This is a genomic window from Sedimentisphaera cyanobacteriorum, from assembly GCF_001997385.1.
Taxonomy (GTDB): domain Bacteria; phylum Planctomycetota; class Phycisphaerae; order Sedimentisphaerales; family Sedimentisphaeraceae; genus Sedimentisphaera; species Sedimentisphaera cyanobacteriorum.
Map to the genome: position 1 here is coordinate 2,206,160 of NZ_CP019633.1, position 19,396 is coordinate 2,225,555.

The window sequence follows — 19,396 nt, forward strand, 5'->3', positions numbered from 1 at the left end:
GATTGTTATATGAATATAAGATTCATAACAGGGAGAAGCGGGGCAGGGAAAACAAGGCTCTGCATTGAGGAAATAGTAAGCCTTCTTGAAGATAAAAACGACTCAAGGAAGCTTATTTTCCTCGTGCCCGAGCAGGCGAGTTATCAGATGGAAGAGGCCGTGCTGAAGCGATGCAGCCCGCAGGCATACAACAAACTCAGCGTTGTTTCATTTTCGAGGCTGTCTTACTGGATCCTTCGCGAAAACAGGACGCTTGAGACGATAAGCAAATCCGCAAAACGTATGATTCTTCTTCGCATCCTTCAGCAGAATTCAGACAGGCTGAGCATCTTCTCGGATATCTCCTCCTCAAGGCTCAATGCAGAAGAGCTGGAAAAGCTTATAGACGAATTCTACGCAAGCGATCTCTCGCCATTGAATCTCAAAACCGCAGCCGAAAATCTCAGGGAAAAACAAAACCTCTACACATACCAGAAGTTTTCGGATATCGCCTTCATATACGATGAGTTCACCAAATTCATTCACAACCGATACAGAGACCCCGACGCATACTTAACAGAGCTCGTAAGCGAGATACCCGAAAGCAGCTTTGCGGAAAATTCACTTATCTGGGTGGACGGTTTCTCGGGATTCAGCGCAGCAGAAAGGGACGTGCTCAAACAGCTCGCAGCAAGAGCAGAGCAAACCGCAATAACCTTCTGCGCAGACCCGCAAAACCCGAGCAATCCTGTATTCTCCCCATCTAACAATACCCTCGCCCAGCTTGAGAAAGACTTTCAAAAAGCAGGCGGCTTTAATATTGAATATGTAAAGCTCTCCAGCGGGGGCAGATGGATAAACGGCTCAGAGGAGCTTCGAAAGCTCGAGGAGAGCCTTGCTGCCGACAGGCAGGTGCTGATTGAAAGCGAGACTGTAAAAACAGCAAATCCCGAATCGATAAGAGATGAGGTTGTGATTGCTGCTGAGAAGATTGTTTCCATGGCAGCGGCAGGCGAGATGAATTTTGAGGATATCGGGATTATCACACCAAAAATTTCGAAATACCAAAGACACCTGCGAGAGGTGTTTGCCGATTACGGCATCCCGCTGTTTATAGACAAAAACCAGCCGCTTCAGGATGATGTATTCGCAAAATGCATACTCACTGCCCTTGCTTTCATCAGCTCAGGGCTGAAAACATATGACCTCTCAGCGTATTTGAAAAACCCCTGCTCGCCGGCAGATTTCGATACGGCTGTTTCGATAGAGAATAAGCTTATGAAAACAGGTGTTCAAAGCGAGGCTCTGCTCGGCAGCATCCGAAATTATCCCCAGCTTGAGCCGCTATTCAATTTTGCCGAGCTCTGGCGCAACTCAAGAAAAATCTCGATTGAAGAGTTTACGCAGGCTGTAAAAAGCTTCATCAGCTATCATTCTTGCCTTGCTCCCGAGCAGAGTCGTTTATTCACAGAAGCCGCCGAAAAAATACTGCGGGAGATGAACATCGCCTTCAGCGGCTTTGCAAGCGAGTTTGCGGAGTTTTTGAATATATTCCGAAGCGAGGCTGTGGTTTGTAATACAGGCAAAATACCCGCAGAAAGAAAAGAAGTTACAGCGGGAGACGTAAGCCGCGCGAGAAAACCGGAGCTGAAGGCTCTGTTTATTATGGGCGCATTGCGGGGCGATTTTCCCGCCTGCAAACCTCAAGAAGGGGTTTTAAGCGAGCTCGACAGGCAGAATGCTGCTGATGAAGGGCTGGATATTCCCCAGCCGATGAAGGAAATGGCAGAATCCGAAAAATACCTCAACTACATAGCCCTCACAAGGGCAAGCGAAAGGCTTTTCGTGAGCTTCCCTTCAGCGAGCGAAGAAGGGCCGGCTGATATCCTGAAATCCCTTGCAGGCCAAAACCGCAGGCCCGCAAAAAATTATACAGCTCTCTGCGAGCTCCGCATTCCCAGCGAAGTATTGCAGGAAAGGCTCTCAGCGCTTATAGCCTCGGAAAGGCTTTCTCTTGCAGATGCTGCAGGCCAGCTCGAATCTCTGGAGGTTTTTCAAAGGGCTGCTTCCTGGTCAAACAGCACAGAGCTTTCCGCCGAAACTGTGCGGAGTTTCTATAAGGGGAAAAAAGATATCTCCGTCAGCGCTTTGCAGGATTATGCAAAGTGTCCGTTTATGTTTTTCTGCGGGCGGCTTCTCGGGATTGAAGCGAAGAGATTTGCCGCTTTCGACCCGCTCGAGCAGGGCAGCTTTATACATAAAGTTATGGATTCGGTTTCAAAAAGACTGCTTGAAAATGGGCAAGGCTTCGACTGCCCCGCTTCAGATCTGCTCTGCCTTGCGGATGACTGCATAAAAAAGCTCCTTGAGGCCGGCAGTGAATTCCAAGCTGCGGACAGGCACTCAGAATTCGTGCTTAACACGCTTAAGGAAAATGCGAAAGACTTAGTCCTGCTTTGCGGCAAAATGGCATCTCTGGGCAGCTTCAAGCTTGCAAGCTCTGAAAAGAAATTCTCAAGCCAGACAAACTCCATCAAACTCTATGAAGATTCAGAGCTTTCTATCTATATGGAAGGTTTTATAGACCGCTGCGATTTATACGAGCACCCTTCTCGGGGAAAACTTGCCCTTGCTCTTGACTACAAGCTTTCCAACTATAAACGAGACTTATCAAAAATCATACACGGGCTTGATATTCAGCTCCCCCTATACTGCAAGGCTCTCGAGAAGATGGGTTTTCCGCCGGCAGGTTTCCTGTATGTAGGCACAAAGCCACAATCAGGCTGCAAAATCTCAATCGAACAAATTCAGGACAGGCAGGTGAAGATATTCAAAACCTCCGGCTTTATAAACGAGAGCTTCTGGAGGTGCTTTGAAAACCTCGGCGAAGGTGAGAGCAGCGATGTATTCAATCTCAAGGTTAAAAAAGACGGAAATCTTGCCAAGAATACAGATGTGCTCAGCCCGGGGCATTTCAAAGAGCTGCTCAATATGTCTCTGGAAACCGCTGAGAGGATTGCCGCAAAAATAGCAGAGGCTGACATTAAGATTACTCCAGCTTCGATTAAGGGGAGCCTGCCCTGCGAATACTGCAATTTCCGTCCGGTATGCAGATACGAAGAGCTGTTTAATTCTCCAAAAATCCTCACGGGAGTGAGCAGGGTTGACGATTTGAAAATTATTCTCAATGAGAGGATGAGCAAACAATGAGCAGCTGGACAAGTCAGCAGAAGGATATCATAAACGCTGAGGGGAACGTTTATGTAACCGCTTCAGCGGGTACGGGTAAAACAGCTGTGGTTATTGAAAGGGTGCTGGAATTTATATCCTCGGGAGGCTGTATAGAGAAGATTCTGCTGATAACATTCACAAACGCCGCTGCGGGCGAGATGAAAGAGAGGCTCTTTGATAAGCTAAGGCACAGAGCCGAGAGCGCCGTAGGGGATAAACAGAGGCATATCTTATCTCAGCTTCAGCTTATCGATACCGCCCAGATCAGCACTATCCATTCGTTCTGCTCAAAGATTGTGCGAAATTATTTCTTCAAAGCCGGCGTGAGCGCATCGTTCAGAATAGCCCACGGCTCTGAGATACAGGTTCTAAAAACAGATGCCCTGCAGGAAACTATGGAAGAGGTTTGGGGGGATGACCAGCTCGCAGACCCTGCCGCCGAGATGCTTGAAAATCGAAACGCCGATATCTCGAGCGAATATTCAATCTTAGGCCAAATTTCGCAGGTAAGCGATTTCTGCAGCAGTCTTCCCGAACCGGAGAAATGGATTGAAAGCTGCAGCCTGCCAGAGGAAAACTCGCAGGGCGGTTTTGCAGAAAAAAGCAATATCTCCCGTCTCGCATTCAGCAAGATACTCAAAATATACCGCGAAAAGTTTGCCCAGAAGAAGCGTACGCTAAATGTGCTCGATTATTCAGATCTCGAACATTTCGCCCTGAAAATCCTCTTAGATGAAGAATCTGCCAGACAAATCAAATCGCAGTACAGGCAGATTTATGTGGATGAATTTCAGGACACCAGCGGCATCCAAAACAGAATAATAGACCTGCTCGAAAACAGCAATATGTTCCTTGTGGGCGATATAAAACAGAGCATTTACGGCTTCAGAAACGCAAGGCCTGATCTATTTAATGAGAAAATACGCAAGAAACCCGAAGCAGCAAAATCGCTTTCGAATAATTTCAGGTGCAGGCCGGAGATAATCAGCTTTGCCAACAAGGTGTTCAGCGAGATTATGCAGCCGCCTGAATCACTCGTTGACTACAGCAAAGACCACCAGCTCGAAGCTGCTGCTGAATTTCAGCCCTTCAGCCTGCCCGGGAAGCCCTGCGAACAGTACTTCATCACTGCAGACGCAAATGCCCAAAAGAAAAAAGAGCTTACTGCGGCATTCACTGCCGAAAAGGTGCGCCAGATTCTAAGCGAGGGAAAGATTTACGACAGCCAGTTCCCGCAGACCCCCAGAGAGATTAGAAAGAGCGATATCGCAATCCTCAAAAAAGACCTCAAAAACGATTACAGCATCTATGTAGAGCAGTTCAGACGTGCAGGCATAGAGCTGAAGGTTTTGGGCAGAGCCGAGCTGAAAGAATCCATCGAATACATCGATATTCTCTCAATGCTCAAATACCTCAACAACCCGACTGATCAGGTTGCTTTGGCGGGAGTTATGCGAAGCCCGTTCTATCAGTTCACAGAGGATCAGTTGCTTCAGGCCGCAATTTTATCGGCAGGCGGAAAACTTACCGCTCAGGCAGTAGAGCAGTTTGCAGAAGGCTCGGGTGAGCTGGCTGAAAAATGCAAAGAATTTCTCGAAGAAACACAAGCCCTCAGAGAGCAGGCTTTCTCTTTAGAAATCCCAGAGCTGGTTTGGAAAATCATAAACCACAAAAACTACCTTGCCTTTGCATCTTCCATCAGCGGGGCAGGCTTCAGAAGGGATAATCTCCTCAAGCTCCACAGCCTCGCCTCAGATTATCAGGATATAAGCTCTTGGCTCGGTTCTGCGAGCCTTCCCGGCTTTTTGGACTACCTCGAGAAGCTTACGGATAAGGATATAGATGCCGGCACCCCGCCCGGGGGCGAGGCCGTTTCACTGATGACTGTGCATGCAAGCAAAGGGCTCGAATTCCCGGTAGTAATAATGCCGGATCTGGAAAAAGCTCCCAGAAACAACACCTCACAGGTGATTGTAAGCGAGAAATCAGGGCTCGCAATCAACTCAGACATCACAGAAAACAGTAAAACGATGCTCTACGAACAGATTAAAAACGAAAATAAACTCGCTCGGATCGATGAGGCAAAACGCCTGCTTTATGTGGCGGTAACAAGGGCTAAAGAAAAGCTCGTGCTTATAGGGGCGGGAAAACAGGAAGACAAAACACCGGAAGAGAGTTGTTGGAGCTGGATTTATCTTTGCATCGAGCCGGAGTTTATCAGCAAAAGCGAGGTCGAAAAAATTACAGAAAGCTTCAGAGGGCAGGCAGCTCAGCCCGCTTCAAGCCGGCCGCTGGATTTGAAAGACATCACTGCTCGGTGCTCAATTACAGACAAAATTGTTAATCCGCAGGGCGGGCCGGTAAAGATATCTGCCTCGCAGGTTGGGCATAAAGAATTCAAGCCTTCCCATGCATTCAGCTCGGATGCAAACGAAGAGCAAACTCAAACAGACCCGAGGCTGAAGGGCTCTGCTGTGCACCTTGTATTCGAGAGGATTATAAAATCAGGCCGGTTTGAAGGATTTGATTATGCACGCAGGGTATATCAGGAACTTGCCCGCGAGAAACTTATAGACGAAGATATGCTATCCAGCAGCGACCTAAGCTCCATCTGCGCATTTTTCAGAACCTCTGAGGGGAGATGCTCGCTTGAGAGCAAGAGCCGGAGCGAATGGCCCTTTACCGCATACATAGAGGCTGAAAAGCTGGGCGAAAAAGGGGATCATAAGCTTATTGTCCAGGGCGTAATCGATCTGCTCATAGAGCGGGATAACGACTTACAAATCATAGACTTCAAAACCGATAACGTATCTGAAGAGCAGGTGCGCGAGAGGGCGGAAGTATATAAATGCCAGCTTACAGCATATGCAATCGCCGCTGAAAAAATACTCGAAAAACCCGTATCCGCTAAAAAACTCTACTTCCTAAAACAGGGCCGCCTCCTTGAAATCTGAGCCTTTATCAACTGATTACGCAGATTTCACGGAGTTTTACTGAATGTAAGACATTCTCATAAAAGATTTTACAGCTATTCCTGCAGAGCTTCTTCAATTTTTTGAATGATCTTTTCCTCCATCGGATTGGTTTTTGAGCCGAAGTAGGCTATTGTGTTTCCTGCCCTGTCTATGAGGAACTTGTTGAAATTCCAAGTTATTTTGTGCGCGTTCTCGCCGCTCTGGTTTTTGTCGGTCAGGTAATCGTAGAGTGGGTGGATGTCTTTGCCTTTTACCGAAATCTTTGAAAACATCGGGAAAGTAACATTAAACTTTGTAGTACAGAAATTTTTGATTTCGGCATTGGTGCCCGGCTCCTGATTGGCGAAGTTGTTGGCAGGGAAGCCGAGTATAGTGAAGCCTTTGTCCTTGTATTTCTCGTAGAGACTTTGGAGGTCGGCATATTGTTGTGTGAAGCCGCATTTGCTCGCAACATTGACAATCAGAATCACCTTGCCCTGATATTCGCACAGAGCTGTCGGATTTGAATCGATATCATTAACAGTAAATGAGTATAGTTTATTCTCCATAATTGCACAGTATAACGAACTGCGGGCGGTAATGAAAAGCTTTTTCTCTTTTTCAGACGCAAAGCAGAGATTTGACGGGCGCTGCGGGGTTTCAATCGTGAGGATCTGCCGCCCTTCAGGGTTGAAGGACATTACGTTTTTGTTGGTGATATACAAATTCCCTCGGCTGTCGAGAGTCATGCCGTCTGAGCCGAATTTCACAAAGAGCTCTTTGTTTTCGAGTGTGCCGTCTGGTTTGGGCGTATAGCGGTAGGTTTTCCCTGCCCCTGCGTCTGCAACGTAGAGAAGATTTCGTTTTGTGTCGCCTACGATCCCGTTTGGACGCACCATATCATCGATTACGCGAACGGCTTTGCTGCTGTCTGGAGGGAGATAGTAAACGTGTTCGCCGTCTTGAGGGAGATTGTCTCTGCGGCCGTAGCGGGGGTCTGTAAAGTATATTCCGCCCTCGGGGGTTAGCCAGAGGTCATTCGGGCTGTTGAAGGGCTTTGATTTGTACTCACAGGCAAGTGTTTTGATGTTCTTATCTTGATCGATTGATGCAACTGCCCCTGCAGACCCAAGACACGCAATCAGCTTTCCGGACTGATCGAAGGCAAGCCCGTTTGCACCTTTGCTGCCTTTTAGGAAGGTTTTCAGTTCGCCTTCGCTGGTGTAGATATGAATTTTGTTGTTTGGGATGTCTGTGAAGAAGATGCTGCTGTTTGGATCTGACGCAGGGCCCTCGGTGAAGGCGAAAGAATCTGCGAGCTTTTTAAGCTGGTATGGCTGCGGGTGCTGATTGGAGTTTTCAGCAGATAAAAAAGCGGCGGGCAGTGCAAACAGTGTTAGGACGGCAAGTTTTCTGATTAGCATAATCTTACTTTCTTTTCAGCTTGGTTATTTAATCTGACATCTCCGGTTTACTCGGCTGCAAAATTTTCTTCCAAACATATCTGCAATTCTACAAGATGAACAGCTAAAGGTCAAGAAAATTAAAAAATGGCTTTTGTGAATCTCAGAGTGCAGAACTTACGACTCGAATTTAATGCTGGATGTGCTTAAACCGCGAAGGACGCGAAGGACGCGAAGAATTATGATATAAATTCTTTATAATAATGCTTTATATTCTTAAAAATATCTGTGTTATCTGCGTTATCTGTGGACAAAAAAAAATAAATCAAAACCATATCCCCTTCGTGTGTTTCGTGCCTTTCGTGGTAAAAAAAACATTAAATCTGCGCAATTTATCCATCTCATCCTGTAGATCCTGTTAATCCTGTCTAAAAAACCCCTATCTCAAATTTAAAATAATCCTGTCCAATATTATATCTTCTCCGATAACCTCCGATAACTCTCCGCCTGCGGCGGACAGGCTCAATGTTTAACATTCCTTTTAAATCGGTGGTTAAATTATTCTTAATTGAGGCTGTTTTGCTCATCTCCGGCCAGAGAGCTGCCCCGCAATTTGATATTCTCCACCAATGCGGGGGCTGAAGTTTTTACACAGAGGTATCGAAGGAAACGGAGGGGAGAATTTTTTGACGGGATTTACAGGATTGACAGGATTTTTCGGCGGGTAATTTTCTTAAACCACGAAGGGAGCGAAGGGGCGCGAAGGATTTTTTGTAAGTTGTTTTACAGAAATGCTTTACATTCATAAAAATATCTGCGCTGTTTAACATTCCCCGTACTACAGCGGAGCGACGCAAGTCGCCCGCTAGGCATTCTTTTAGAAAAGATTTTTCGCTTACCGCCGGCTCTTCACGTTTCGCTATCCTAGCGGGGAGCTTGCGCTCCTCCGCTGTATGACGCTACATTATTAAGCAGCGAACCGCTGGCTCTGTCCGTAAACGTACTACAGCGGTGTTCGTCGTGGCGGACCCGCTAGACATTCTTTTATAAAATAGGGGACAGTTACCTAATAATTGTTTTCAACTGATGTGAGTTTGCAGCTTCTTTGATTATTCACAGGCTTTTACTCGACAGTTTTTTTTCTGTGTAATTGCTTCATCAAGGCTTTAAACCGAGCAAATATGCTTGTTGCGCGGCAGCTGCTCTTGACGAACCACTTGCCGCCTCATCTCAGCCCAATTCTTATCCCGGCCAATTCCCTATCTCATTATTTTATAAAGCTTATTACTGTTAAAAATAGGTAACTGTCCCCTATTTGTACCATTTGTAAAATAAGTATATTTACGGTTTTCTTATTTTTTTCCCGCCATATTGAGCCGATAGATTTATTTAACTTGAAAATGCGTTTTTTGAATGATACGCTCAGCTTTAAATCATGGGGTTAAAATTTCAAGCACAGCTAAACTTCCTCGATGCACATATCAAAAAACTTGTAACAATTACCCTTAAATTTAAGCAAATAAGTGCGTAATCTGCCTTTTGGCAGGGGAAATATTTAAAGTTTTTTGCAAGGAGTTTTATTATGAAAAAAGCTATTATTACAATTCTGATTATGTCCTTGGCGGGCTTAGTTTTCGGCGAATGGCGCAGAGACCCGGCAAGCGATGTTGACAAGGAGTTCCTCTCGGGGAATGAAGGGCTCGTTTCGGGCACTCCCCCCACAGACAACAGCTGCTGGATGGCTTCAGCCTCGAATCTGCTCGCAGGAGCGGGCTACGGAAACGGCGGGAACATTCAGGAAAGAGCGGAAGATATCTATTTGGATATGCTCACATGGCAGGAATCTATAAATCCCTCCAACACCCACGGCACACAGGACGGGGGCTGGATTGATACAGCTCTTACATGGTGGCTTAGCTCATCGAACAATGTATGGCCGTCAAATCCATATACCGTTGTGAATGTGTACGGGAATAAATCCAAAGTTCCGTGGTCTAATTCCAGCGGCGCTAAGGATATCGGCAATATGCTGCGCGATTACAAGCAGGTGGGGCTGAGCATCAGCAGGCCGCGCACCTCCCCGGGCGGAAGCCCCAGCGGCGGGCACGCTATCGCTGCTTGGGGAGATGACGGGTCGTCTGCACAGCTCGGGAGCAATCCGGATGAGGTTATTGTGGCCGATTCAGACCGCGACACCAGCGGGACAGACTTCCAAACCTACACCTACGACGACTATACAAACCCAAATCCGGGCGGGTATAATGAAGGCAGCGGCTGGTATTTCAATTTCTCAGCGAATCACTGGTTTATCAAGCATATCGCAACCCTAACACCTACCGATAACCCCGTTGACCCATCAGACGGGCCTACTCAGCTTGTTGTTGGTTCGTATAAGATTCATCAGGACGAGCTCGAATCTGCAACCGATCTGCATTACACCGCTTGGACAGACTACGACATCCTCGGCTACAACACAGACATCGACTGGCACACCGACAATGCGCCGGTGATTACAGAAAGCAGCGATCACGTTCCAGGCCTGACAAGATCCGATATCACAGCAGACTGGGACCTCTCAGACAACCCGGTACCATACTGCAATGATGTAACGATAACCACAGAATTCGTTTTGCAGAACTGGAACGGGGTATGGTATGACGACGTGTATTTCACATACCCGGGCGGGCAGCAGACAAAATATCTTCAGCCGCCTTACGATTCCATGCTCGGAACAGACATCAGATGCGACAGCTACGACGAGATTCCGAGGCTCTTAGCAGATGATTTCGAATGCACTGAAGAAGGGATTATCAGCAAAATCTATCTCTGGGGCTCATGGGATCAGGATTATGGAGAAGGCGACCCTCCGGGGAACGTTCAGAAATTTCGTCTCAAGATATTCAGCGACGACCCTGTGGGCGATGACCCGAAAAATCCCGATGACGACCCGGATAACGAGGCTTCAAAGCCGCTAGAGGTGCTTTGGGAAGGCAGTTTTACTGATTTCACAACAAGCCAGTACAGCGTTGTCCAGCAGGAATACTTCTGGGATCCGTTTACCAATTCGCCTATAAGCTGGGACAACAGGATCTGGCAGTATGAAATCGATATACCCGAATCTCAGGCCTTCGAGCAGCAGGGCTCTCAAGAAGAACCTGTTGTTTACTGGCTCGGTGTTTCGGCAGATATAGACGGCTACAGCAGCGCAAAATTTGGCTGGAAAACCACAAGCCCCGAAAACGGGTGGAACGATAAGGCAGTAGCTTGGAAGGATACGCTTGTAAAAACCGATGAGTTTGACTTCTGGGAAGACCGCTCCAGCCATTCATATCAGGAAAACGGCTCCGTATCTAAAGGCGCATACGACTGTTCAGGTGATCAGGCTTTGAGAATCGGCTATAACGACAGCGGCGCTTTTGTATATCTGATTATGAACGTAAATCCGAATTCTGAGCAGGTAAAGCTCAGATACAAGATCCCTTGGGCAGGAGCAGTAGCAGGGATGATAGGTGCAGAGCTTGTTGTAGATGGAGAATACAAGGGCAATCTCGTATCAGACGGCTGCTTATGGCAGGAAATTATGCTTACCAATATGTCAGGCGACACTGCCGACGGCGAGATTGAAATAAAGATCAAAGATACATACCCAGATTACGACGGGGATATTCAAATCACATCAATGCAGGCCTACTCTATTGGCAAGGACTGGGAGCCTCTGGTGTATCCAGACAATCACGAGCTCGTTTCGCAGCCTGTGGATATGTCTTTCGCCGTTGCAGGACCAGACAACAGCCAGGGTTGGTTTATGCCTGAGTTCGGCTGGAACATCGTTACAGCAGAGCTGGACAACACTGACATACCCGATATTTCAGGCGGATACGTATTGGGAGCATTCGATCTGTTCGGCGATGAAGGGCTTCTCGGACAGTACAGATTCGTGCATCAGTATCCATACACCCAAGACCCTGAAACCCACACCTTCACAATACAGGGCGGACCGGACAGTGCATCAGCTCCATGTGCTGATTTCGACGATGTTAAATCCCCGAGTTCATACTCTGTAGGCGGTTATTTCAATACTCAGGGCTATGATGTTGATTTCAAGGAGTTCTTCTGGCTCCCAAGCGGAAGCACAACAAGCGGTACAGCAACGGTGGATGCTTCTGGGCAGGCAGGCGGGTCTGGAAGTGAACTCGAGCTGGATAATATTAACGCAGAATTCACCTTCAACTATCCCATAGAGTGTCTCAGTGTGCTGTTCGGCGAATACGGAGGCAACATCAACCTCGAGGTGAACGGGGTGTTCTCGAATTTCGACAACTTTGCCGATATAAACGGCTACACTATCGGCGGCTGCAGTATTTACGTTACAAACGGCCACGGAAACGATAAGGGCAGCCTGCAAATTCAGGGCACGATAAATCAGTTCAAGATAGGCGGACAGGAGCTGTTTATCGATGATCTATGCCCGGGCTGCGGGTCTGGCGGCAGAACGGTAACAGCAGGCAACTTCCGCTTCGGCCACAGCTACGGAAGACCCGGTAAACAGAAACTATGGCAGTTCAGCGACTGGATGACTGTATCGCCGCAGCAGGTGGAACTGAGCTCAGGCGAACCGATGGATATATCGCTAAACTGGGACGGGCGCGTGCCTTATCCTGCAAGCGATATTACGCCGGCAAGCCAGATGCCTCAGGCTCCCAGCTGTACGGTTTATCTGCAAGGCGATATCAACGAAGATTGCAGCGTTAATCTGTTAGACCTTAAGATGCTCGCTTCAAACTGGCTGGAAAGCACATTAAGCCAGTAGCATTATATTAACCATTGGGGCTGGCCAGCAGAGGCCGGCCCCAATCCTTTTAATTTTCCGATACAAGGGATTTTTTTGCTTGATTCAATTACTTTACAGTAAAAAAACTTGAAATAGAAAATTTATTTTGATAGTATGATATTCAAAGTATTCATATTAACATATAGCTGAAAAGAAGAGTTGTGAAATTTTACTGTTTGCTGATTTTATTAAGCGTTTTTTGCGGTTCAGTCTGTGCGGACTATATAAGCATAAAAATCTACGAACAGGGTGATGATGTTATAGTATCCCACAGCGGAAGCTTAGACATCTCCGGCTTCAAGGGACAGGGCTCTTATTCCGAATCCCAAGTCGGATCTTCTGGATATGATAGTATGATAGATCCTCGTGACGGCTATATTTGCAATGCCAGCGGAATATCCGCCGGAGACACAGAAGGAGAAATCAATCTCGAAACAACTGTGTTGTTTGGGTTTGGATCAGGCGCTTTAGCAGACAGCGCAAGCGGAGATTATTTCAATTTAGAAGGCTCAGGCGAAAATGATTTGCATTTCCTTCCGGAGAATGTTGATCAGAACGATATCTTAACTGTAAACGGTTCAATGACTTTCCAAAACAAAACACTCGCCGACTTCATGATGTACAAGGGAACATACCCAATAGACGACGATTCCAATTTTGCCGATGGCGAAAAGATTGAAATAACCATTACACCTGAACCGGCAACCCTTGCCCTGCTTGGACTTGGCGGATTCGTCTTGAGAAGAAGAAACGCTTAAAAACAGCCCAAGAAGGATTAATCCCTTTCATAATTCACAGCGTGCAAATTAGACCCTGTATCACCCCTGAGATTAAATTTCTCTGGCCGGCCGGGGATAAGCTGTTATTAGGTAAGTGGAAAACCTGTTATTTTGCGGTTGCGATATATGCGGAAAAGCTGTTAAACACTTGTATATGGATTTACCGATAACAACAGGCCGGCAGTTTTCCATAACGCCTGCGGAAAAGCTGTGTTTAAAACTGAATTGAATGCGACAAGTTTATTAACAACTTACCCACAATAATTGTAGAAAACTTTATAAGTGTAAGCTCTTGTTATATACTATCTTACATAATTTTCAAATAAATATCCAACAAACACACAGCTCCTATTACTTCTATAACTATTTTTAAAATATATATAATATGAGACAACACCCAACAAGCAGCGAAACCGTAAAGCGTACATACGCATGTCAGCCTGTTAGAATCGAAGCTGATTCGAATGTGAAGTTAGAAATCAGAAACTTTAAGCAATTTGTCCCCTCAATAATGCAGAAATGTATTTATCATTGAACTTTAAGTTTTCAGGGTAAAGTCATATAGTAACTAATATGGACAGTTAATTTTTATGAATGCAGTGAGAACACCTGGATTGTGCAATAATTTTAATAAGTAAGCTGTTTAATGGCGTAATCGGCTGCGAGCAGGCCGAAAATGCCTGTGATGGTGGGCAGTGAGCCCATTAGATAGCATTTTCTTCCCTGAATATGGCCTCGTTTAATAGGATTCTCAGATTCGGGCGTTGCGAGGGCGCTTTGTTTCTTCAGCTGCTCACTGGAATAAACTGCCGGGAAACTCAGGCTAACCCCCCTTTTGCGAAGTCGCTTGCGAAGATTTGCAGCTAATGGGCAGTATCTTACCTCTCGCATTGCTGAGATGCGGATTTTGGATGGGTCTGTTTTTCTCGCTGCTCCCATGCTGGAAATAAAGGCGATTTCACGTTTGCTCAGCTCGGTAATGAGTTCGAGCTTTGGGTTGAGGGGGTCTATTGAATCGATCACAAAATCCGGGCGGCCTTCAAGGCAGCTCTCGAGCGTGTCGGTGTGAATGAATTCGTTCAGCGTTTCTACTTTGCACTGAGGGTTAATATCGAGAATTCTCTGCCTGCCTGCATCCGTTTTGTACCGCCCTTCCGTGCTTGTGAGTGCAAAAACTTGGCGGTTTATGTTGCTCTTGGTTATCTTATCCGAATCTATCAGGCGCAGTTTGCCAACGCCCGCCCTTGCCAGAGCCTCAGCTGCGAAACTGCCTACCGCCCCTGCCCCGCAAACTGCAACAAAGCTGGAAGCAAGCTTTTCCACGTTTTCTCTGCCGAGAAGCAGCTCTGTTCTTTTGAGCCTTTCTCGGAAATTATGCCGGCCGGTCATAAATATGGCTCTCTACTGATCTTTTAAGTTTACGCCAAAAATGTTAGTTAATCTGTCGAATTCTTCGAGTGAATAGAAATCTATCGTTATACTGCCCTTCTTGCCGGTCTTGTTGGTTTTTATTTTAACCTTTGTCCCTAATGATTCTCTTATTCTTGATTCCAGATCCGCTATATGGGCAGATTTAGCATCCTCTTTATTTTCAGCAGATTGTTCAGGATTTTCGAGTGATTCAATTTGTTTTTTTACTAATCGTTCCACTTCTCTCACTGTAAGCCGCCCTGTCATCGCTCTGTATGCGAGTTTTTTCTGCAAGTTTTCATCGGGCAGAGCAAGAAGCGCCCTTGCCTGCCCCATAGACAAGGCATTATTAACGAGCATCTCTTTGACCTCCTCGGGCAGTTCGAGCAGTCTTATATGATTTGCCACAACCGACCTGTTCTCACCGAGTCTTTCGGCAACCTGCGTTTGAGAAAGGCCGAAGTTATCGGTATATTCTTTGTATGCAGTTGCCCTTTCGATAGGGTTGAGGTCTGAGCGGTGGATATTTTCAATAAGAGCCATTTCGAGCATCTGCTCATCGCTGGCCTCTTTTATTATAGAAGGTATTGTTTTGTTGCCGGCGAGTTTAGCCGCACGCCATCGTCTTTCGCCTGCAATCAGCTGATATCCCCTGTTCACCTTCTTTACAACAATGGGCTGAACAATACCGTTGGCCTTGATGGAATCAACGAGTTTAGTGAGCTCCTGCTCATCCCATTCAGTTCTCGGCTGATATGGGTTTGGAGTAATCTCGCCCACTTTCAGGTCTCTGAGCTGCCCTTTCCCCTCTGCTTCCTGCTGAGCGGCCTGCTGCTGAGCGGGCGTCATAAGAGACTGAAGCCCCTGCCGAGGTGTTTTGAGGTTTTTTTCTTTGCTGCCGTCTTTTTCTTGGCAGCAGACGTTTTTTTGGTCTTTGTAGATTTTGTTGTTTTTGCCATAATTACGCTCCCATATAATTTTTCTGCATTGTAATATGTGAGAATATTTAATCAAGAACTGTTTCACGTGAAACAGTGAAAAATGGATAGCTGTATAGAGTTAAGCAGCTCGTCTTAAGTTTGTTTTACCTCTCTGGCGTTAATTAGATTATGATTTATTTTTACAGGGTAACTGATTTGATCGTCTTAAATGCTTGTCATTTAATACCCCTTCGTAAATTAAATAAAGGTCATACCTGAAAAGCAGGAGATAGGCACTTCTACTCTCCTTTGGTATATTCAAGTTTCTATTTTTGAGGGATGTTTCACGTGAAACGCCAAGCTCTGTTTGATACAATATAACTGTTCCACGTGAAACAGTTGCAAATTTGCCGGTTTCTGTTACAATCCTGTAATGAATTTAAGAAATAAACACAGAATAATGATTACCTTTGCCAGAGAGCTTGCACCTTGGGGTAAGCTTGAGCTGAATCGCCTCGGCTATAAAGTGCTTGAAGAGCGGAAAAGCGGCATCGAAATTGAAGGCAATATAGAAGACGCCATGCTCTTAAATCTCAAGCTTCGATGCGCATACTGCGTTTTGATGCTCCTGAGCGAGTTCGAATGTGATGATGAGCGAAAGTTCTACAAGGAAATCCGCAAGATTTGGTGGGAGAGAATTATCCCTCCGGACGAGTATCTATCCGTAAACAGCAGGGCGGATGACAAGGTTGTAAACAACACAATGTTCGTTAATCAGCTTGCTAAGGACGCCATAGTTGACCGAATCAAAACCAAAACAGGCAGAAGACCAGACTCAGGTCCTGAAAAGGACGGTGTTGTGGTTAATATATATTGGTACAACGGAAAATGCTACGTCTATCTCAATACTACCGGCAGAAAGCTTTCCGACAGGGGATACAGGAAAATACCTTATAAGGCACCTGTGCAGGAATCTTTGGCTGCTGCTGTGCTTTATGCCGCAGGGTACGACGGAACTCAGGAACTGATTCTCCCAATGTGCGGCAGCGGGACTTTAGCTATTGAAGCTGCCTTGATTGCTCAAGATAGAGCTCCAGGGCTCTTGAGAAGTAATTACGCATTTATGCACTTCAACAAATTCGACAATGAAATTTGGCAGATGATGCGAAAAGAACAGCGGATAAACGCAGAGAAAAGCAGTAAACCTGTTATTAAGGCAAGCGATATAGACCCTGACGCAGTTAAGGCTGCTGAAAAAAATGCAAAAACCGCCGGTGCTGATGAGTTAATAGATTTTAATATATGCGATTTTGCCAAAACAGTACCTGAATCAGAAGGTGCAATCATTCTTATGAATCCCGAATACGGAATGAGAATGGGTGAAAAACGTAAATTAGAATCTGTATATAAAAGAATTGGTGGTTATCTTAAACAGTGCTGCCCGGGCTCTGTTGGCTGCATTTTTACAGGAAACCTCGAGCTTGCCAAAAAAATAGGCTTGAGAACTTCGCGCAGGATAGTATTTTATAATGCAGATGTTGAGTGCAGACTGCTCAAATACGAGCTTTTTTCCGGTTCTATGCAGGAAAGAATAAAAGCGAAGCTAAATGCAGGACAAGAAGAAAAATAAACCAACTACACCGAGGCATGAAATTGCCCTTTTTATAATTCTTTTGACAGCTCTGTTTTCTGCTTGGGCTATGACTGTGCGCAAGGTTCAGGTTAACCTTACCGATTCCTTTCAGATCCCTGCCTCCGGCTTGAAGATACGTTTGCCCGACGGGAAGCTCTGGAGCACCAAGACAGAGAACTGGGAATTTGACTACGAATCCAACTATTTCTTCGCAGGTGCGGTTCAAACCAATTCTTCAGATGTACGGTCTGCTTCGGTTCAGTGGAGATATTATATCAGCCCTCTGAAGTATCTGCCCACAGCTATGCAGAACAGATATGCACAGCAAAGCGGCAGCTCTGTTGTACGCAGAGGGATAATTATCTCCCGCGGTTTCGGGACGCATTGGGCATTATGTGCCCCAAACGAGCAGGACGGGGGGCATTATTCAAAATACGGCCTGATTAAGCTTGGTTCGGAGCGATTTGCCGAGCTGGAAGTGCGGGCTGCGGAAAAACAGCAGTGCAGCGAGCTTTTCGAGCTGCTGATAAAACAGGCAAGCTACTCGCCTAACCCTTTTATCAATCAGGGAATAGAACTTTTAGATAGAGTAAGGCTGAAATCGCAGTTTTCTTATACACCAAATAAAAACACTAACTCATTTCTTATGGAATCGCCTAATGTTTATAAGGGGATTATGATAAACAGGGTTAAGGTTACAGCTCACAGAGGTGAAAAAAAGGAGCTTACTGTTACTGATTTCGGTTTCAGCAAGGTATTTAATTACAATGACATAATATTCGACGAGCGGACAAGACGCTTTTCTTGGAAGAGAAAAAGGGTAACGGAGAAGGGAAAAGTTCGGGAGATAATAATGGAAAACAGAGGCCCGAACGTTGAAATTATAGACCTCAAAACTCTTGCAGTGAACAGAAGAAGCATAACTCAGGTATTCTGGCCTGAAATTTTTCAAATGTACCTCGTGAAGTTTTTTATTTTCGAAACGGACCTCGATAAATGCGTAGTCGATACCCTTATGCCGCAGGGGCAGATTGTGCCGGTGATTTTCGAGAGGGTGCGAACCGATGAAGGGCTTTTGTCCGCTAAGCTGAAATACACACATAAGCCTGATTTTGCAATCAATGTTTTCTTTGATAAAAATCAGAATATAATTAACTTCAGTGACAGTGATAATAATAACACCAGAAAGGTGAATTTGCATAAGGTTATAAAAACTTTTCCCGAACAGGAAAATGTGATCAATAAATTTTTGAAAGACAGGTGGAGACTCGATGCAGCAAACTAAGATCTACGATTGTATAATAATTGGAGCAGGCCCGGCAGGGCTCGCAGCAGCTATTTATACCGCAAGAGACAGATATTCAACTCTCGTTATTGAGAAATTCTTTCCGGGCGGACAGATTAACAATACCGATAAAATCGAAAACTATCCGGGCTTCAAGGAAATTGGCGGTCAGGAGCTTGTAACACGCCTTTATGAGCAGGCAATGAGCTTCGAGCCTGAAATGAAGATGGGCAGGGCGGTTAAGAATATCGTTCGTACAGAAGACGGCCTTCTCGATGTGCAGTGCAAGAAGGAATCCTTCCTTGCAAGAACCGTAATCCTCACCCCGGGCAGCAATTACAGAAAACTCGGCGTTCCGGGGGAAGAGGAGTTCAGGAATGCAGGAGCGGGCGTGAGCTACTGCGGCACATGTGATGCCCCTTTCTTCAAGGATAAGAAAGTCCTCTCTGTCGGCGGCGGGAATACTGCTGTGGAGGAGGCGCTACATCTGGCCAAGTTCTGCAGCGAGGTTACAGTTATTCACAGAAGGGATCAATTCAGAGCGCAGAAGATACTTGCTGAACAGCTCGAGCAGGCCGCCTCAAATCCCGATTCGAATGTAAATATTAAATACAGCACAGTTCTTAAGTCTATCGAAGGTGGAGAGAAGGTAGAAAAAGCGGTGCTTGATAATGTAAAAACCGGCGAGAAAGAAGATTTCTACTGCGACGGGGTGTTTATATTCGTTGGAATGGTGCCGAATACGCAATTTTTGAAGGGAATCGTGGATCTTGATGATGACGGGTTTATAAAAAGCGACCCGCTAACGCTAAAAACCAGTATGCCAGGGGTGTTTGTAGCTGGAGACTGCCGGACAGGGGCTGCGATGCAGCTGGTTACCGCAATATCCGACGGTGTAGTAGCAGCGCTCAATATAAAGCACCATATTATGGATCCAGACTGGTGGCAGGGTTAGCAGAGGTTCAGTTAAA

10 protein-coding genes are annotated in these 19,396 nt (G+C 46.0%); 7 read left to right on the plus strand and 3 right to left on the minus strand.

The window, feature by feature from the left end; genetic code table 11:
* Positions 1-9 precede the first annotated feature (9 nt).
* Together L21SP3_RS08960 and L21SP3_RS08965 are read left to right on the plus strand one after the other, a co-directional pair.
* A complete protein-coding gene (locus L21SP3_RS08960; protein ID WP_077540756.1) occupies positions 10-3,189 on the plus strand; it encodes a PD-(D/E)XK nuclease family protein in 3,180 nt (1,059 codons plus the stop codon).
* Positions 3,186-6,164: a UvrD-helicase domain-containing protein gene (locus L21SP3_RS08965; RefSeq protein ID WP_077540758.1), complete on the plus strand. Its 2,979-nt coding sequence runs from the start codon at positions 3,186-3,188 to the stop codon at positions 6,162-6,164. Before L21SP3_RS08960 ends, L21SP3_RS08965 begins: the two co-directional genes overlap by 4 nt.
* Before the next feature lie 74 nt (positions 6,165-6,238).
* Here the strand turns inward: L21SP3_RS08965 and L21SP3_RS12390 are convergent, their stop codons facing one another.
* Entirely contained in the window at positions 6,239-7,588 is a 1,350-nt protein-coding gene (locus tag L21SP3_RS12390; protein WP_077540760.1) for an SMP-30/gluconolactonase/LRE family protein, read from the minus strand.
* A gap of 1,561 nt (positions 7,589-9,149) precedes the next feature.
* On the opposite strand from L21SP3_RS12390, the gene L21SP3_RS08975 reads away from it, so the two are divergent.
* The gene (locus tag L21SP3_RS08975) at positions 9,150-12,377 is read left to right on the plus strand and encodes a DUF7901 domain-containing protein (RefSeq protein ID WP_077540762.1); all 3,228 of its coding nucleotides are present in this window, start codon (positions 9,150-9,152) and stop codon (positions 12,375-12,377) included.
* A 182-nt stretch (positions 12,378-12,559) separates the two neighbouring features.
* Positions 12,560-13,156: a PEP-CTERM sorting domain-containing protein gene (locus L21SP3_RS08980; RefSeq protein ID WP_123785175.1), complete on the plus strand. Its 597-nt coding sequence runs from the start codon at positions 12,560-12,562 to the stop codon at positions 13,154-13,156.
* Between the two features lie 648 nt (positions 13,157-13,804).
* On the opposite strand, the gene L21SP3_RS08985 is transcribed toward L21SP3_RS08980, so the two are convergent.
* A complete protein-coding gene (locus L21SP3_RS08985; RefSeq protein ID WP_077540766.1) occupies positions 13,805-14,566 on the minus strand; it encodes a tRNA threonylcarbamoyladenosine dehydratase in 762 nt (253 codons plus the stop codon).
* Positions 14,567-14,578: 12 nt separating this feature from the next.
* Positions 14,579-15,601 (minus strand): ParB/RepB/Spo0J family partition protein, encoded by a 1,023-nt coding sequence (locus L21SP3_RS08990; protein WP_077540768.1) that lies wholly within the window; start codon positions 15,599-15,601, stop codon positions 14,579-14,581.
* 339 nt (positions 15,602-15,940) lie between these two features.
* Here L21SP3_RS08990 and L21SP3_RS08995 point away from each other — a divergent pair, with 339 nt between their 5' ends.
* From L21SP3_RS08995 to trxB, 3 genes are read left to right on the plus strand one after another with little or no spacing between them, the layout of a single operon-like run.
* Positions 15,941-17,137 (plus strand): THUMP domain-containing class I SAM-dependent RNA methyltransferase, encoded by a 1,197-nt coding sequence (locus L21SP3_RS08995; protein ID WP_077540769.1) that lies wholly within the window; start codon positions 15,941-15,943, stop codon positions 17,135-17,137.
* Positions 17,115-18,425, plus strand: a complete 1,311-nt coding sequence (locus L21SP3_RS09000) for a hypothetical protein (protein ID WP_077540771.1) — start codon at positions 17,115-17,117, stop codon at positions 18,423-18,425. The genes L21SP3_RS08995 and L21SP3_RS09000 overlap by 23 nt, the downstream gene beginning before the upstream one ends.
* Positions 18,412-19,380, plus strand: a complete 969-nt coding sequence (gene trxB, locus L21SP3_RS09005; RefSeq protein WP_077540773.1) for a thioredoxin-disulfide reductase — start codon at positions 18,412-18,414, stop codon at positions 19,378-19,380. Before L21SP3_RS09000 ends, trxB begins: the two co-directional genes overlap by 14 nt.
* Positions 19,381-19,396 lie beyond the last annotated feature (16 nt).

What these genes read in the sequence shown, in the direction of transcription:
- L21SP3_RS08960 (WP_077540756.1), top strand. Translation starts at nt 10, where the DNA reads ATGAATATAAGATTCATAACAGGGAGAAGCGGGGCAGGGAAAACAAGG.
- L21SP3_RS08965 (WP_077540758.1), top strand. Translation starts at nt 3,186, where the DNA reads ATGAGCAGCTGGACAAGTCAGCAGAAGGATATCATAAACGCTGAGGGG.
- L21SP3_RS12390 (WP_077540760.1), bottom strand. Translation starts at nt 7,588, where the DNA reads ATGCTAATCAGAAAACTTGCCGTCCTAACACTGTTTGCACTGCCCGCC.
- L21SP3_RS08975 (WP_077540762.1), top strand. Translation starts at nt 9,150, where the DNA reads ATGAAAAAAGCTATTATTACAATTCTGATTATGTCCTTGGCGGGCTTA.
- L21SP3_RS08985 (WP_077540766.1), bottom strand. Translation starts at nt 14,566, where the DNA reads ATGACCGGCCGGCATAATTTCCGAGAAAGGCTCAAAAGAACAGAGCTG.
- L21SP3_RS08995 (WP_077540769.1), top strand. Translation starts at nt 15,941, where the DNA reads ATGAATTTAAGAAATAAACACAGAATAATGATTACCTTTGCCAGAGAG.
- L21SP3_RS09000 (WP_077540771.1), top strand. Translation starts at nt 17,115, where the DNA reads ATGCAGGACAAGAAGAAAAATAAACCAACTACACCGAGGCATGAAATT.
- trxB (WP_077540773.1), top strand. Translation starts at nt 18,412, where the DNA reads ATGCAGCAAACTAAGATCTACGATTGTATAATAATTGGAGCAGGCCCG.